Raw genomic sequence first — 16797 nt, forward strand, 5'->3', positions numbered from 1 at the left:
GGAAACATGCAACGGAGAGCTTGAGTGGACCATGGAGTGGCACTCACGCGATATGTTTCCAAGAATAAAAACCGGATTATCTATCCAAAGCGAAAATCTGAATATAGGAAAGTAGATATCGATGCTGGGATAAATGCGATGAGTATGCCGGGTATTCCAAGCGGCACCCAAGCGAGAGTAGTGGCTAGCAATCCATTTATTCCACCATCCGCTGGTGGCACATTATCGATGATGGACTATTTGCCTGAGGCGGCACGGATTACCAGACCCGGAGGTGAGATTGTGATTAATGGAAATCCTGAAAATAAGTATTTCACAACGGTCCCGACCCCTGCACAACTTGATGCGTTGGGGTTAACGATGAAGTACCAAGGAAATCTTCTTCCAGAATTTAAGGATATGAAGTTCTCACGCATGGATGGATCCCAAATTTCGGTGGGCACGATGCGTTCCATAGTATTTGTAAAAAAAGGAGGGTAACAGTGAAAACCATCGACAACTGTTGGGGTGAGATTGATGCATTCAATTGTCAGTATGGAGCTCACATTTTCGATGGTTCTACGTTGAAGATTTATGTTAGCCATTGATTGGCTGTTAGGATTGATATGGCTGATTTATTTTCGCGTAGAAATACAGATGGATTTGTTGGGCATTGTATTCTAGTTTTCGATGAGGTAAAGAATTTTACATTTGGAGTAAGGCAATATTCTGAAAGAGATGGAGAAGTGATATGGTTTGATCCAGTTGTTTACGAACATAAAGGTTAAAATAACGGCTGCTTCGAAAAGTTTTCATTAGAGGGAAGTCTTAGGGGATTCCAGTCATCCGTCAGCATAAATGTTGAGGCGAGGAAGTTTCGACTTCAGATACTGGAAAAAGATGAGCCGACTCGGGAGGAGTGAAGGTGATTTTACGGACTATTTTTCATAGATCGGGTGGGGATAAGAATGCTATGGTTGCTGGTGGCCGGACGGTATAAGGAAATCTGGTCAACGCATTTCCAGGTAGAACTTGCTAGGCTATGTATTATTTAACTGTTTGGGATAAAAATCTGGCATCCACAGGACAAGATGGAGATTTGAGTAGGCTAGAAATACCGATGGATATGGCTAATTTCTTATTATAGTTGGATTAGGAGGAATTTCCTATTCTTTCGAGCTTGAGCTTCGATAGCTATGATCTGATTTCCGGTGTGGGAATCGAGTCTCTCGCTCATGAGTTGATTGAAGTCGTTATAATAAATCCATCTGCTTCGGAATTGATTGATTTGATGCTGAAAAAAATTGCTGAGGGGCGATCTTTTGGAAAAAGCATTTTGTTTGATCCGTTTAGGGATTAGTGCTTTATGCGAAACGAACTGTGCCTAGGTAAACGCTGACTTATTCGGTGCGATAGTCATCATCGAAGGTGAGTTGAAGCCGAAGCGGAGATGGATGTATATGACCTACAGTATCCCAGGATCTATGCCTTCAGAATCACTTGCCAAATTATTTCAAGAGTCCCAAGGTCAGCCAGTAATTTTCAATGATGCGTCCGTGGTGCCGATACATCGGCACCCTCTGGCGGCGGGGAAATGGCATGTTCGTATAGAGCGAATATCGGCAAAAAAAATTCCAGTTCAAGGACTTAGAATAAAGGTTGATCGTGGTCACATCGCCGTCGCCGGACAAAAACAGAAAGACATAGTTTTATGGGAAGACACTAGTCCGGATGTTGTTGATATGGAGATTTTATGCGCATCAGACACAGTCTTGAAGGCTTGGAATGTGTGGCGAATTGACGGGATTATTATGGCGTGGGTCGGTAACTCAGGAATGATTGTCGAGAACGAGATAGATAGAATTAAATTACTTTGCAGCGATGGAACATCGTCGCCAGAATTCAATAATTTAATTGTGACAATTTCAATAAAATAGTATCTAATTTTATATCTGTGTTAGGGTTGCAAGGAGCAACTCCTGCTTTGGTGGGCGAACTGCCTGTTCAGGTGGGGTGGGGCGGGGAATTCGCTGGCTATGAAAGCATTTTGGTAATGCGATCCTCGATCGGCCGGGTTTGAGCGACAGCGATCGCAAGGCGTTGGTGCAGTTGGCTGGGTTGGTGGTTGGTGGTTGGTGGGGTGGCAGGGGGTGTCACGGGCGCCGACCCCGCCCCCCCCCCCCCACGTCGGGCGATCCTCAGAGACAGTTTCAGGTTCCCGGCAGGCCTACAAACATTGAGGAAAGTGCCCTGATCGGAACCCCGGACAAATCGAGGGACAATAACAATTCGCCGCTCATCAAGCCGATCACAGACGCTGTCGTCGCGGTAATCTCGTTGCCGGCTCAGATCATTCAAGGGCTCGGAGCAATTTTTAGCAAGAGCGATTCTGCGGCAGATAAATTCTCCTTGACAGAGAACCGCGCAGTAAAGATGTTTGGGGAGCGTGAAGGGCATATCCATGATACGCCGGAAAATCGTGAATTACTTTCTAGTGTAGCCAATGACCCGGCAAAAACGTTGGGATCGGACAGATTCGGGAACGTCTGGTCAGGAAAGACGTTGCCAAATGGGACGCAAGTCTGGACGCAAACTAGAAATGGTCAAATTTGGAATGGCGGAATAAATAAAACGCCAAAAACGTTTAATCAAAATACAGGGCTTTCTTCACCAATTCGACCAGGATGGAAATAATGAACGAGTCAGAACTGACCATTGAGCAAGCGTATCGTGCAATGTTCTATTTTCTTGAGCATGAGTACGAGTTGACAAAGTCTGATGAGCTTGGCGGAATGCTTGGGTCCCTCTCTTGGCAGGTATGGGAGGGCGGGCACGGACCAGCTGATCCCGCAGCCTGGAAAGATTGGCTCGAAGCGGTACGAAAAGCGAAGGCTATCAGAGAGGATGCCTCGCCATCCGAATGATGAGACGGAGCAATTTCAGAATACACCGAGCGAGGTCCAATCGTCTGATTGGATGGTATTCGCGGATCGGCGATATCGGTTGCACTGAAATATGCGGGCAATGGCGGCTTCCAGGTCAGCGTCAAGGAGAACACGGACCTGAAGGGAGCGGTGCTGGCCAGCACGGCAGACGCTGGCAAGAACAGCCTCACCACCGGCACGCTGACTACCAGCGATATTGAGAACAAGGCGGAGTACAGCAGTAGTTCGTCGACGATTGCCGGCAGTTTCGACAGTGGTCAGAGCCTGCTGAAGAACGGCGTGAACACCCTCGCGGCCACGGCGGCAGGGAGTGCGCAAAAGGCAATCGAAGGCGATGCCGCCGGCACTACCAAGAGCGCCATTGCCAATGGCACGGTCACCATCACCAATGCCGAGGCGCAGAAGGAGAAGACGGGCAAGCCGGTGGACGAAACGCTTGCCAGCTTGAATCGGGATACGGATGGCGCTAACCAGGCGATCGATAAGATCTTTGATGCGAAGAAGGTGAAGGAGCAGCAGGAGGAGAATAAGGTCCGGGCCGAACTGGTGCAGCAGTTGGCGCCGATGGTTTATAGCAAGGTCGGCGACATGCTGGTGGGCTCCTCTCCTGACACCAAAGCCGCTGTCCATGCTTTGATGGGCGGTCTGCTTGCCCAGGCCGCCGGCGGCAGCTTTGCTGCGGGGGCTGCAGGTGGAGCGGCGGCCTCGCTGGCAATGGAGGCTTTTGGTAAGGCGCTCCTCGATCAGCCGGGCTTGAGCGAGAGCGATCGTAAGGCGTTGGTGCAGTTGGCTGGGCTGGTTGTTGGCGGTGTGGCGGGTGGCGCGGCAGGTGGGTCGGTTGCTGATGTTGCTGCGGGTGCGAATATTGGGAAGGTGGCGACGGAGAATAACTACCTGAATCATGAGCAGAAGGATGCCCTGGCTAAGGAACTCCTGAAATGCCAAGGCGAAGCCACTTGCGTTACCCGAACCGTTAGCAAGTACCAGAACGTCGACCAGCAACAGCATGCCGACGCGCAAAGTTGTAGTGACCCGACGCTCTGCAAGGACGTCAGCCTGGAGGCGCGGCGTGGTGGCAGCTTTGACCGGAATGACGCAGTCTTCTTGTGCGGCGGCGTGTCGTCTTGCGAGAGTTATCTGACAAATCTAGGTTCGCAGAACAAAACGGATGAGTTCTCAGCGTTGAGACGTGCAGAGCAAGTACAGATTGCTCTAGAGAACGCCGTTACTAAGGGTACTCTAGTCGACGCACTAGACATTACGATGGTGTCCGGTGCCTCCTTCGGTACCGGAGGAGGTGCGATTGCCGGTGCGACCGCGGGCCGTAAGCCGGCTAATTCTGGTGGCACGTCAGCCGGCGGCGGGCAACAAGGCCGCATGAGCGGCGTCGCAGATCTTTTTGACAAGAACAGCCCTGTGAACGAGATTTCGCTGAACGGCCAAAGATACACTGCAACTGCGGATAGCAACAAGGCTGGTACTACGAAGGTATTTGACACTAGCCGTTTGCCGAATACGCAACTTGAGTCCCAAGCGCGCGCATTCGTTGATCACCTGACTGGGGGGGTGCCATTGAGCCCGAAGGGTAACCCGCCTCAGGTTTGGACGACGACGCTGGCTGACGGCACGACGATCAACTTAAGATCTGTTTCAAGCTCAACGGTCGGTACAAGTGGAAATCAGGCTAGGTGGACTGTGGACGTCATCAATAATCCATCGATCCAGGCGGTTGTTCCTCGGCCACGTATCGAAATCAAATTCAAGTAGGAGGATTCATGCTGTCGGATGCGCAGTACGACTTTATTGCTGATGGATGCGAGGACATGGAGCTCGACGCCATATGGGACTATTTCTCGAAGCCATTTGGTAGCCCATTCTTGCCCCTTGATATCAGCACATTTGAGGATCGACGGGACGCATTTCTGTGGGTATTGGAGCGCCTATTGAGGGAGGGGCGCATTGTCTTGATAAGGTTGGGGACTCAATCTTCAATCGACGGCGAAATAAGCGATCAAATCCAAAGATTCCTTGAGGCATTTCCTAAGACCGATGGCGAGATGGATGGGGGTCTTTGGTTCTTTTCCCCTAGCTGTCCAGGCGGAGCCGCTTGGCAAAGAAGATCATAGGTGCAGTGGATGAGTCTATGTCCAGATAATGTACATCCCGGATTCCGATCCGTTGTCAAGATTACTTCTCAGGGAACAATGTGCGTTCTGAGGTTGCCAAAATGACAGCCATGATTAATGGGTATCCGACGGAAATTGAGTTGCGCCAAAGGATAGAACGTCAACTTGGATGGTGTGGAGAAACTGAGATAGTTGCACTGATCTGGCATGGTTATCTATCTGGTTTATTGGAATGGGGGATGATTGAAGTAGTCGTATTCGATCGGCTTTGCGTACTTCTTCCAAAAATTGGTTGTAAGGAACTGGTGGAGTTATCGATGGACGAGCCGATTACACCAGAACTTGAGCGCGAAATAGAACAGTCTATGCGCAAGAGCCGATAGCCATAAGCGGCGGTTACACCCAGACAATCATAGGTGGATAAAAAAAAGGCCAAACAGGTTATTGGAAAGATATTAGATGCGCAGAAGGTGAGGGGCGAGCAGGGGTGGAATTAATGAAATTCGAAGATGCAAATCAAGGTAGAGAGTTGCTTGTATTTATCGAGCAACTCGGGCCGCTCGCTTGGCAAAGATTCGAGTCTAGATATCCAACCTTTAAGTTTAAAGGACAAGATCCGATAAGCGAGGATAGATCGAAAGTTCCACCTTTTACCAGTTTTAGATTCGTGGTTGAGGATTCTGAGATAATATCAAAAATCAGAACTGGTATCGACACATTTGAGGGTAATGTCAAGTGGGTAATTATTGGTCATTCCCGGGATTTTTTTCCGGGCAAAACAAATTGGATGATTTGCCCAAAACTAATTATAGATGTATCCGAAATGGCGCGAGAGGTAGGTACTACACCCGAGCAATATGTAGAGGAACACTATCCTGACTTCGGGCCGTTGGCTTATGCGGATCTACGTGGTTTGGCCGAGCACTTGAAATCAGTGTTTTCGAAATAATAGCTGCGTGAGTCTCGTTAACGTTGGCCGTGCGCTCTTAGTCAGGTGTTGGAGGCATCCGAATATTTTATGGATGGCCGAGTATATTGTTAAATAAGAAAAGATGGTAGCCGTCTGGTGCGGCAAGATCAAGGCGATGCGTTACGGCGTGGTGAAAGAATTGCTGATTGCCATTGAGCGAGCCAAGGCCCGGATTCGGGCTCGGGTCGAGCATCCGTTCCACGTCATCAAGAATCTGTTTGGCAATCGAAAGGTTCGCTACTAGCGCCTCGTCAAGAACACAGCGCAGTTGTTCGGCCTGTTTGGACTGGCGAATCTGGTGCCGGCCAAAAAGCAGTTGTTGGCGCCGCAGGGGAGCAGTCCATCCTGAGTGTGCAAAGCGAGCCAGGAAAGGCGTAATACGGGAGAAAAACCGGCTCGAATCGACCGATCTCTCCAGTATTGCGAAAACCGAGGTCATTGGCTTGTGCAACATCAATCGCGAACCTCATTGATCAGCACTTCCCTAAGTATGTAAGTCGGTCGAGATGTTAATTTCGTGATTTATGGTTCGACGCCATCGGCATAAGTCGAGCCCCAAGTATTATTTCCATAAGTGATTGAAATGGCTGCTTATGATTTGTATGGTTTCAAGGGTGTATCTATCTTAGAGGCTAAATTAAAAATCGAGGGGAAGTTAAACTTTTCTTTTGAGGAGAGCGATAGCTCGTATCAAGGAGGGGTCTATTATAAGTTCGGCGAAAAGGATTCAGAATGCTTTATTTTGAAAGGAAATATTGATCCTTGTGATGGGGAATCTGTTGAGCAAATGTTCTCTGGCTATCCGCTTTTGCTTTATGTGGACATGACGCTACGTTCTGACGAAATAAAGTTGTCGTTAGGTACGGAATTTGATTTGCTAAGGCATGAATTGTTTGACTAGAAATATTCCAAGTTAAAATGCGTAGATATGCTGTCCATAAATACGGTGATGACAGATAAATTCCGAGATATCCTCGTCGTTGATGGCTGACAGAATAAAATCTTCTAAGGGGACGGTATATGTACCGAGGATGTCGAAATAAAATCAATGATTAATGGCTGTCCGGCAAAGGACGAACAGCGCAGCGGGATCGAACGTCAATTGAGTTGGCGTGGTCCTACTAAGGAGGTAGTGCTAACTCGGCACGACTACCTGGCGGGGCTTCTCGAGTGGGGGCTGCTTGAGCATGAGGCGTACTTGGAGCTGTCAGAGCTTCTCCCTAAGAATGGTAGTAGAGAGCTTGCGGAGTTGTTCGGTGACGAACGACTGAGTGCGGAGTAGGAAGCCGTGATTAAGGCGAATTTAAGGAAGCCATAATCAACAAGGCTGACGATGGAGGAGTCAAATACGTGACCAAGAGCGCGATCGCCAATGGCGCGGATGGCGGTGGCCAGATCGCGAAAACCGGCCAGACCGCAGAACAAACGCTCGCCAGCCTGAACCGAGACACGGCCAGCGCCAACCAGGCTATCGGCAAGATACTCGATGTGCAGAAACTGAAGGACGAGCAGGGGGCGGAAGTAATGGGATCCGAAGATACAGCGCAAGGGCGAGAGTTGCTTGACTTTATTGAAAAAATGGATCAACTCGCTTGGAAAAAATTTGAATCCAGATATCCAGAAATTCAATTTAGAGGTCAGCAACCGAAAATGGAAGATAGGTCGGCAATGCCACCTTATACTAGCTTTCGATTTGAGAATGAAGATCCGGAAGTAATTCATAAACTTAGATTCGCGGTAGAAACATACAGCGGAGAAATTGAGTGGGTCATGGAAGGGCACCCGCGAGATATGTTTCCGGGAACAACAAACTGGGTTATCTATCCAAAAAGAACGGCTGAATCTCGGAAAATCGCCCTCGATGCTGATATGGTGGTTGGCCAATATATGGCACTGAACTATCCGGAGTTTGGGCCGGTAGCTTACTCTGATCTTTTGGGGTTGGTTTCGCATATTCGCTCGGTATTTTCCGGGGAATAAATGTAAGGCGAATTTCTTGTTGCATTGTTTGAAGGAAGCGGATACTTGTCCGGCTGATCCATTTTGAAGCACCGAGAACGCTGGCTGAATGGTTTCAGTCGCCTGATTATTGCGTTGAGGGGGGCGGTAAAATGAGTGACTTAATATTTGAGAAGGTCGGTGATATTAACAGTGCGTACCCCTATCTATGTGTCTACCAAGAAGGGGCAGCGGAACCTTTTATGGAGATTTCCGTGACAGACAAAATGGAAATCGCATTTACACTATACCGAGTAGACGGAAGCGTAAGCATTGGGCTGGATCAATGGGTTGAGATTTCGCAGAGAGCGAGAGTTTTTTTGCCGATAGCATTGGAAAATGAGGATTAACTGTGATGTGGGATGAGGTCGTCTCCTTATACAGAAGTCGCTCCCCTGCTTCGACTACATCCCAGCCAGTAGCTGATGGAATTCGGGCGCAGGGGGTTGTAAGCCATTGCGTCGTACACATCCTTTGCCTAATTTCCGATCACATTGCACGGAGGCCCTTGATACAAGGGTTTCCGGGCTGCGGCGGCCGCGCTGAGTTATGTTTGAGTGGCGCTAGTCATTCATCGTAGGCCGTTGATTTTTATAGAAAATAATCAATTTCCTTATCTATGGACGCGATGCGGAATCCGTGCATGATTACATCGATGACATTCTGATTGAGGCCGAGCGAGTCGATATTGTGAAAACCGCTCACACGAATAGCCCTGTGAGCGAGGTGGTAGATTTTTTATTAATTGTGCTTGTTTTGAGCCGGGTGATTGCGGTTATTTAGTGGTTTTTGATAATGTGGATTTCGACGGATTGTTCGAAACCAGTTTGGTGCGGGAGTTTGTGCGTACTCATTCTGTTTTTGAATGAAATTTTAGAATTTTGAGTTATTCGAGCGTATTTTAAATTTATCCGGAGCATGGGTTGTTGAGAATTCCGGCATTATTTAACCGTTGGAAAATTTAATTTTAATTAATTTTATTTTATATAAAAACAAAATCATGAAACATCTGCTCTTAATCGGTCTTTGCCTTTCCACCACCACCGCTTTCGCAGCCAGCCCGGTCCTCCTGGAAACCCCAGTCACCTACGCGCCGGGCGCCAGCGTAGTCGACCAGGTCAAATCCGAATGCCAGATCGAGAACATGCTGACGACCCGCGTCGGCGATGTACTGCGCAAGCGGAACAAGACCGGCGACGGCACGGTGGCGTCCACGGGCGATGCCAGCGGTGCGCAGGTGCTCCGGCTGCAAATCACCCACATCCTGGGTGTTGGCGGCGGTGCCTGGACTGGCCCTAAAGCTATCACTGTGACTGCCGATCTACTTGAAGGCGGCAAGGTGATCCGCAATACCAAGATCAACCGGTGGTCGGTGGGTGGGATGTGGGGTGGTTTCAAGGGGACGTGCTCCATCCTTGACCGTACCGCCGTGGCCATCGGGAAGGATCTGGGGCGTTGGGTTGCCGATCCGTCCTATGTGATCAAGGAGGAGGCGCCGCCTAAGGAGGCTGCCGAGGTGGGGGCGGAAGCCGCGCCGGCTTCCGCGGTTGCTCCGGCTAGCGTGGAGTAGCGCGCTGCGGTTGTTGTCTTGTCGGGCTGGGTCGTGGGCGTTGTGCGTAACGCGGAGCGCCACCCCTTGGCCTGACGTCGTATCCGGGCGTGCATTTCCCGGCGTTGTCAGCAAGCAAATATAAAGAAGTAAACATATGGGTCAATTCTCTCGTCTCGCCATGCTCGCACTGCCAGCCCTGCTGGCCGGTTGCACATCCGTTTCCACGCTCGCGCCCCCACTCGGTCCGGACGATCCGTCCGCCGAGCTTTACGGAACCGGCGGCTTCAGCATGACCATTCCGCAAGTGAACCAGAAGGGCTGCTACCAGGGTGATGCCGTCTTGAACACGCAGTCCGCAGCGCAAAGCATCCGCGTGCGTGCCGCGCGTCCGCTGGTGATTGCGATTGACGGTGCATCAGGCATTCATCGCTGCCGCGATATGGTGCGGTTCAGGCCGGAGGCGGGTCACAAGTACGTCGCGCATGGCAGGCCGGGGCCGGATGAGGAGTCGGCGAAGGTTTCCATCTGGAAGCAGGCGGTGAGCGCGAACAAGCCTTACTGCCATATCGCGGTGTTCGATGAGACGGACGAGATGGATGTCAAGCCGGTGCAGATCAAGCGGGTCGAGCCGCGCCAGCGGGGTTTTACCTGCATCGGTTTCGACTAATGGCGTGGGCGGTTAGCCGCGCGCGGATGCTAAACATGCCGTGACGCTTGGTCACGCACATACAAGCTTTCATGCAGATCAGAAGAAGAATGATTGCCACCATGCTTTCGGTGGCGGGTGGTGCGGGTTACACCAGCACGTCATTGCGTGCCCAGGTCCCTCCCGCCAATCCGGGTCAGGCCGCCATCCTCTCCGGCGCGGAACAGGAGCAGCGCGTGCGCCAGCAGCAGGAAGCCCGCGAACGCGCCCAGGCGGTCCAGGCGCCGGGCGTGCGGGCAGCGCAGCCGTCGGCGGAGGGGTTTCCCGCGTTGCCGGTTGAGCAGCCGTGCTTTCGCATTGAGCGCTTTGTGCTAGAAGTCCCGGCGGAGCTGCCGCCCGCGCTGCATGCGCGCGGCGCGTCCGCCTTGCCGCAGGATCCGTTCGCCTTTGCCCGTGCGTGGCTGGATCACTACCAGGGGGCTTGCATCGGCAAGCAGGGCGTGGACATGCTGGCCAAGGGGGTGTCGCATGTCATCCTTGGCCAGGGTTACGTGACCACGCGCGTGTTGCTGCCCGAGCAGGACCTGAGCACCGGCACGCTGCGCATGGCGTTGATCCCCGGCGTGATCGGGCAATTGCGCTTTGCCGAGCCGGATCTCCGGGGCACGTGGAGGAGCGCGTTTCCCGCGCGCCCCGGCGATCTGCTGAACCTGCGGGACCTGGAGCAAGGGCTGGAGCAGATGAAGCGCGTGACCAGCCAGGATGTGGACATGCAGGTTGTGCCCACCAGCGTGCCGGGCCAGAGCGACGTGGTGATCGCGGTCAGGCGGACCAAGCCGTGGACGGTGGTGGCGTCGATGGACAACTCGGGCACGCGCTCCACCGGCAAGCTGCAGGGCAACCTGAGCGTGGGCGTTGACAACCCGCTGGGCCTGAACGACCTGTTCAACGTGGGCTACAGCCAGGATCTGGCCTTTGGCGACCGGCGCCACGGCACGCATGGCTGGAACGGTTTCTACTCGGTGCCGTGGGGTTACTGGACGGGCACGGTGTCGGCGTATTCCAGCACCTATTACCAGCAGATTGCCGGCGTCAACCAGACCTTTGTCTCCAGCGGCAATTCGCAAACGGTGGATTTCAAGCTGCAGCGGGTGCTCAGCCGCAGCCAGAACGATGTGCTCGGCCTGCAGTTCCGGCTGTCCAAGCGCTTTGGCAAGAGCTTTATCGAGGATACGGAGATCGAGCAGCAGCGGCGCAACAACACGGTGGTGGAGGTGGGCATCACCGATCGCCACTACTTCGGCGCCGCCCAGTTCGATGGCAGCCTGGCCTACCGCCAGGGTGTGGCCGGCCTTGGCGCGCAGGCCGATACGCTGGCCGGGCTTGGTGGCCCCACCTGGCGTTACCGCATGGCCGTGCTGGATGCGAACTTGTCGGTGCCGTTCAAGCTGGCGGCGCAATCGCTGCGCTATGTCACTACCGTGCGCGGGCAGTTCACCAATGACCGGCTGTTCTATATCGATGCGCTGACCATCGGCAGCCGGTACACGGTGCGCGGCTTCGATGGCGAAAGCCTGCTGGCGGGGGAGCGCGGTTTCTACTGGCGCAATGAGCTACAGGCGCCGCTGGGCGGGAGCGGGCAGGCGCTGTACGCGGGGCTGGACTATGGGCGTGTGTTCGGGCCGTCGACCGAAGGGCTGGTGGGTACGCAGCTGGCGGGTGCGGTGATCGGGCTGAAAGGCGGGCTCGGGTCGAAGCTGGGGGCGGTGTCGTATGACTTGTTCTTGGGTATGCCGGTTTATAAGCCGGCGGCGTTTCATACGGCGGGGATGACGGCAGGGTTGCAGTTGGTGTTTCAGTATTGATGGATCGATCGGCAGAGGTACCGGTTCAATCTCGGATTGGAACTAGCAAGCTACAGAAACTTGTCCGGAATAATTCCGATTATTTTGATGAACGTTCGTTTTCTCGTTATGGCATTTTTTGATGCTGGTCTCGTCCGCAGTCACCGCCGGGGGAATCTACAGGGCCTCTTCCTTGTAGAAAACAGAGATGTGAGGCAGGGAATTTTTCAATGATAGAAGCAATTCACCACAACGCCGAACTAGTACGAACTGCTGCGCGTAGTCAATTGGGTGTCGATGTAGGATACGACAAGGGTGGCGTCGAATGGCTAGACGGTTTCGTCAATGGCCAGCATGAGAAAGCTTCCGATGAGTTGAAGGAACAACTGGTGCAGACATTAGGCTCATTTTTCGGTGAGTGTCTTCGTCATGCCTATGGCGGTGAGTGGAAACAAGAAGAGGACGGGGCGAGTTGGTATATCTCGTTTCCGAAGGGAGGCGCCACGTTTCCGTTCAACAAGGTTAGAAAAAACCTGATGAATGGGCCCGGCGATTCCGTTCTTGGCTTGTTTACGGTGATACCGGGAATTTTCCCCGATGGCCCTTGATACCGGGATTCATGGGCCTAAGGCGAGTTAGACAGCAGCTATCCACCGCCGGGCTATTGACGTCAACGCGGTCGCCTGCCACGTCACAGGCCCTCGTCAACCAATTCAAACCTACGATTGAACGGAAATGAGTCTGATCCCAAAGATTTTCAGCCTACGGCCTCCGGGGGACGCGCCGCACGAGACAATCTACTTCCCCAAGAGCAATCCGGTTCCTCTTCGGGCCGCGCTTGCGCGGATCGCGACCACAGATGATCGCGAACTGCTGGCGGAGGCGATCTGCCACTATTCCGGCTACGTAAGGGAGGCGGGTATTGCCCGGTGCATGGAAATCGGCGACCCGCGATTCCTTGCGCCCATCGCAGACCGCCTGAACGACTGGGTGCCCCAGGTTCGCAAGGTCGCCGGCGATGGGCTGCTTACACTGCTTGCGACGACGCCGGCTGAACTCTTCGCGCCACTGCTACCGAAGCTCCGGAGCCTGACCCAGGCAATGCGTACCGACCATGGACCCTGGCTTGCCAAGTTCGAACAGCAGCTTGTCCAGGCAGGCGGCAGCGCAGCTATCTCCGGCGCACTGTCCAGCACGGATATGAGGCTGCGCCGCGCCGCTTTTTCCGTTTGCTTCGATCATGGACTCCAGTCTATCGTCGACCTTGTTAGGCTCGGCTTGGCATCCGGCGATATTGTTCTTGCCCGTCAGGCAGCAAATCTGATCGACAAGGTTCCGCGCGCGGAGCGGCAGCGTTGCCTTGAACTGGCAATGACATCTACTTTTGGGCCTGTGCGCCGCGCCGCCCTGCGGTCCGTCCTTGAGCAAGACGATCCTGCTGCCATGGACTTCGCTAAGCGCGCGCTCCTTGATCCCCAGGGCAGCCTGCGCTATAGCACGGCGCGATGGCTGATGCAGCGCGGCTTTGATGTCTTGCGTCATTGCGTCGACAGCCTGGATTCGGGACGCCTGAGACCCGGACAGATCAGAGCGGTGTTGTCTCTACTCGGGGAGCTGCAAGGCAAAGAGGCGTTGCCAGTCATTGGGCAGCACACAAAATCGGCGCACGTGGAGGTGCGCGCGCAGGCCCTGATTCTCATGGCGAAGCTCGCGCCGTCCACCAAAGACGATATCGCTGCTCGCGCCATGCAAGACCCATCTCGCCGGGTTCGCAGAACTGCCGCTCTTCTATGCGTAAGGCAGGGTGCCTTTGTCTCGCTCGCCCAGCTACGCGGCATGCTCGGGAAATACGGGGATCACATCACGGCACTGAGGATCGCGAGGCGAGAGAAATGGGACTATCTGGTTTGCATCGCCTTTGTGGCGCAGCTAGGCGAGGCGGATGAACGAACTCGTGAGGATCTGGCTTGGGCTATTGACAGTTGGCTTGCTACGGAAGGGAGCAGCTGGACGCGGCCGAGCCCTGCGCATATGGAAGTGTTGGCGCAGCCGGGCATGATGAAGTTGCTGTGCGATCTCACTAACAGCTCGCAGGCATTGCTTGCCCGGCGCTTGCTTGAAGTGGGCGTCGCGGCTTGAGACGATCGCTTGCGTCCAAGAACAGATGTAGTGCACATCGAGTGTCGACTATCCATGGCGTCGGCGTTTATCCACATCATCTACGCGGGCACGAGAATACTTCCGTCGAGAAAGCCCTACTTGTCATCTCAGGTTTCAGAGTGCATCGACTCCGATGCCGTGATCGAGGAGGTATCGTTTATTTCCGAATGTGACAACACAGACGCTCTTGCTATTTGGTGCTGGTTCCAAGGCAGTCACGGCGGCAAATGATGTAACTAAGGCAGGAAAACAATGTGATGCGAAGAAGGTAAAGGAGCAGCAGGAGGAGAGCAAGGTCGGGCCGAACTGATGCAGCAGTTGGCGCCGATGGTTTATGACAAGGCAGGAGACCTTCTCAAGGGCCAGCCCACGGCGACCGAGGTGGCCATGCACGGCCTTCTGGGCGGTCTCATGTTAATTGGTGGGGCCGAACCGGGAGAGCGCGAAGCGGAGTGACTGGGTATTCGGAGCTAATAAGATTGAGGGTGCGAAATTGGCGACAGTATCTGAAATTGATTCAATATTTTCCAAATAAATAGCCATGTATATATCTGATGGTCATATACAAGAGTGGTTGAGTATGGGTAGTGCGATTGAAATTCCAATTAAAATTGGTGATCGGTTTGGGAGATTTGTAGAAGGGCTTCCCTGGAGCGCCAATGGAAATGGGCTGGATTGGACGCGAATCGATGGGTTGCGAAAGGAGTTGCCGTCATCTTCTGGCGAATTTTTGTGTGAATGGTTATCAAAGACAAATATTTGTAAAGATTCGCACGTCGTTTTTTGGTTTTCATTTGGAGAGCCTTGCATCGCCTGCGAAACTAAATTTTCGATTTCTAACGTAGATCAAGCATTCTGGAAGGCTCCGGGTCGAAGATATATATTCGGATTGAATATTATAGGCAGCGAATTTTTTCCTGAATATTCACATTTTGCTGAGTATGACGGAGCTAACGATTTGATTTTTTTGGATACTAATTTTAAAAAATAGAAAGAAGAGATCGTGACAAAAGCGAACGTCTGAATCTTGGGGGGTTGCTCTCGCTGCGGGGATGATGGTTGGTCAATACATGGTGAAAGTAGTTTGACGCCATTGCAAACTATACTAAGCGCCTACGACAACATGCCGGATGTGCCGCAAGCTGATTTTGTCGTCCGCTGATTCGGCTTCGGCGGGATGGGCGGCGCATGGCAAAGGATGGGGCGCTGTTGCCAGATCGAGAATACGCTGACGACCCGCGTCGGCGATGTATGGCGCAAGCGGAGCAAGGCCGGCGACGGCACGGTCGCGTCCACGGGCGATGCCAACGGTGCGCAGGTGCTCCGGCTGCAAATCACCCACATTCTCGGTGTTGGCGGGGGTGCCTGGACTAGCTATAAAGCTATCACTGTGACTGCCGATCTACATGAAGGCATCAAGGTGATCTGCAATACCGAGATCAACCGATGATCGGTGGGTGGGATGTGGGGTGGTTTCGAGGGGATGTGCTCCATCTGCAGTCACGCAGCCGCTGAGCAGGATGGACACAGACAACCCTGCGGTGAAGCTTCGGGTGCGTGTGGCTATCGTGTTCCCCTGCGTAATTGTTCAGTCAGCCTCTCTTGCACGGGGTTGGCGTTCGCATGATATGCATGCGTTTTTTGTGCAAGCCCAGGGATGCAGGTGTCGATGGCACAGTGCAAGGGCCTGCCGTGCCAGGCACGAGGCGATCGCACCGGGCCACGTCACTTTGTTGGATGCTTGGCCGAGATATTTGCGATTGCCTCAAGAGCGCCGAGTCGAAGGCTCATCACTTCCGCATGCAGCTTGATGGCCCTGACTATGGATTGAACGTCTTCATTCTCGCTCTTGGATGCGATATCGTCGAACTCTGCCCACAGCTTCTTCTCAGCTTCTTTCGTCATGGCTACTCCTGATGGCAATGGCAAACATCAGCGTTGGCAGAATCGGCGGTGCAACTTCTCTGCCGGCTGATGGGCGGGGGGCCGAGGAGGCATGTTACGTGGCGCTGTAGCGGGAGTCTGTGCGATGCCGTACGCAGGGGAGGGGCGAGGCGTTGTCGTGCGGGCCGAAGGGATGCGCGAGCGAGCCCCTGAGCTATGTAACTGTAACCGGGCAAGGGGGGCATCCAAACAGCTAGTGCAGCAGGCCTATGTAGTAGGCCGCCCACAAGAGCAGGGCCACTACGATCGCAAGGACGGCGCCGCGCCATACCGTGCGTGCACTTGGAAGATCGCTCCCGCCAGAGGCCAGAGTCACGACCAGGCAGGCGAGAATGCCGACGACCTTCAAACCTTTGACAAGCACGTTGCATACTGTGTCAGCAATTCCACGCCAACTGGTGGTCCGATAGGGGCGCACTACCGGACGCCGAAATTCCGGCCGCTTGTCGAATATCACGGGTTGAGATTCTGCTTTGGTTGACAGGCCGCAATCTTACCAATTCCGGATGAGGCAGTTCCGACGGCGGCAGGCTTCATCGCGTTGCCAAGGACTGGCATCCTTGTTTCATGGAACAATCGGCGGCAAGCTTTTGGACGGAAGCTGGCAAGGATCCGGTCTCGGCCCTCCACGAT

17 protein-coding genes and 1 pseudogene are annotated in these 16797 nt (G+C 53.4%); 17 read left to right on the forward strand and 1 reads right to left on the reverse strand.

The annotated features are described in order from the left end of the window. The first annotated feature begins 24 nt into the window (after nucleotides 1-24). From RR42_RS41275 to RR42_RS27545, 17 genes and pseudogenes are all read left to right on the forward strand, one after another. Complete coding sequence (locus RR42_RS41275) at nucleotides 25-480, forward strand: hypothetical protein (RefSeq protein ID WP_236702206.1); 456 nt, start codon at nucleotides 25-27, stop codon at nucleotides 478-480. A gap of 959 nt (nucleotides 481-1439) precedes the next feature. After that, a complete protein-coding gene (locus RR42_RS39995; protein WP_144409971.1) occupies nucleotides 1440-1916 on the forward strand; it encodes a hypothetical protein in 477 nt (158 codons plus the stop codon). A gap of 400 nt (nucleotides 1917-2316) precedes the next feature. Beyond that, nucleotides 2317-2673: a hypothetical protein gene (locus RR42_RS40000; protein WP_144409972.1), complete on the forward strand. Its 357-nt coding sequence runs from the start codon at nucleotides 2317-2319 to the stop codon at nucleotides 2671-2673. Beyond that, complete coding sequence (locus tag RR42_RS27500) at nucleotides 2673-2903, forward strand: hypothetical protein (RefSeq protein ID WP_043358062.1); 231 nt, start codon at nucleotides 2673-2675, stop codon at nucleotides 2901-2903. The genes RR42_RS40000 and RR42_RS27500 overlap by 1 nt, the downstream gene beginning before the upstream one ends. A 48-nt stretch (nucleotides 2904-2951) precedes the next feature. Then, complete coding sequence (locus RR42_RS27505) at nucleotides 2952-4691, forward strand: VENN motif pre-toxin domain-containing protein (protein ID WP_043354651.1); 1740 nt, start codon at nucleotides 2952-2954, stop codon at nucleotides 4689-4691. Nucleotides 4692-5151: 460 nt separating this feature from the next. After that, nucleotides 5152-5433, forward strand: a complete 282-nt coding sequence (locus RR42_RS40005; RefSeq protein ID WP_144409973.1) for a hypothetical protein — start codon at nucleotides 5152-5154, stop codon at nucleotides 5431-5433. A 113-nt stretch (nucleotides 5434-5546) separates the two neighbouring features. Beyond that, nucleotides 5547-5999, forward strand: coding sequence for a hypothetical protein (locus RR42_RS40010; protein ID WP_144409974.1), 453 nt, complete (start codon nucleotides 5547-5549; stop codon nucleotides 5997-5999). A 106-nt stretch (nucleotides 6000-6105) separates the two neighbouring features. After that, nucleotides 6106-6369 (forward strand): annotated as a pseudogene (locus RR42_RS40015) (transposase); the annotation flags it as partial. Between the two features lie 234 nt (nucleotides 6370-6603). Continuing rightward, the gene (locus tag RR42_RS38910) at nucleotides 6604-6921 is read left to right on the forward strand and encodes a hypothetical protein (protein ID WP_082055126.1); all 318 of its coding nucleotides are present in this window, start codon (nucleotides 6604-6606) and stop codon (nucleotides 6919-6921) included. Nucleotides 6922-7370: 449 nt separating this feature from the next. Further along, nucleotides 7371-8000 (forward strand): hypothetical protein, encoded by a 630-nt coding sequence (locus RR42_RS27520; protein ID WP_052495011.1) that lies wholly within the window; start codon nucleotides 7371-7373, stop codon nucleotides 7998-8000. A 970-nt stretch (nucleotides 8001-8970) separates the two neighbouring features. After that, nucleotides 8971-9588, forward strand: a complete 618-nt coding sequence (locus tag RR42_RS27525; RefSeq protein WP_236702207.1) for a hypothetical protein — start codon at nucleotides 8971-8973, stop codon at nucleotides 9586-9588. Between the two features lie 136 nt (nucleotides 9589-9724). Then, a complete protein-coding gene (locus RR42_RS27530; protein ID WP_144409975.1) occupies nucleotides 9725-10237 on the forward strand; it encodes a hypothetical protein in 513 nt (170 codons plus the stop codon). A gap of 89 nt (nucleotides 10238-10326) precedes the next feature. Further along, nucleotides 10327-12081, forward strand: a complete 1755-nt coding sequence (locus tag RR42_RS27535; RefSeq protein WP_052495012.1) for a ShlB/FhaC/HecB family hemolysin secretion/activation protein — start codon at nucleotides 10327-10329, stop codon at nucleotides 12079-12081. Between the two features lie 209 nt (nucleotides 12082-12290). Further along, entirely contained in the window at nucleotides 12291-12668 is a 378-nt protein-coding gene (locus RR42_RS40020) for a hypothetical protein (RefSeq protein ID WP_144409976.1), read from the forward strand. A 127-nt stretch (nucleotides 12669-12795) separates the two neighbouring features. Then, nucleotides 12796-14199 carry a hypothetical protein gene (locus tag RR42_RS27540; RefSeq protein ID WP_043354659.1) on the forward strand — a complete coding sequence of 468 codons (1404 nt, stop codon included), beginning with the start codon at nucleotides 12796-12798 and terminating at the stop codon, nucleotides 14197-14199. Between the two features lie 562 nt (nucleotides 14200-14761). Continuing rightward, nucleotides 14762-15211, forward strand: a complete 450-nt coding sequence (locus RR42_RS40025; protein WP_144409977.1) for a hypothetical protein — start codon at nucleotides 14762-14764, stop codon at nucleotides 15209-15211. Nucleotides 15212-15397: 186 nt separating this feature from the next. Further along, nucleotides 15398-15670, forward strand: a complete 273-nt coding sequence (locus RR42_RS27545) for a hypothetical protein (protein ID WP_201777390.1) — start codon at nucleotides 15398-15400, stop codon at nucleotides 15668-15670. 275 nt (nucleotides 15671-15945) lie between these two features. On the opposite strand, the gene RR42_RS27550 is transcribed toward RR42_RS27545, so the two are convergent. Then, nucleotides 15946-16125, reverse strand: a complete 180-nt coding sequence (locus tag RR42_RS27550) for a hypothetical protein (protein WP_043354661.1) — start codon at nucleotides 16123-16125, stop codon at nucleotides 15946-15948. Nucleotides 16126-16797: the final 672 nt, after the last annotated feature.

Source organism: Cupriavidus basilensis (assembly GCF_000832305.1).
In the GTDB taxonomy this organism is placed as follows: domain Bacteria; phylum Pseudomonadota; class Gammaproteobacteria; order Burkholderiales; family Burkholderiaceae; genus Cupriavidus; species Cupriavidus basilensis_F.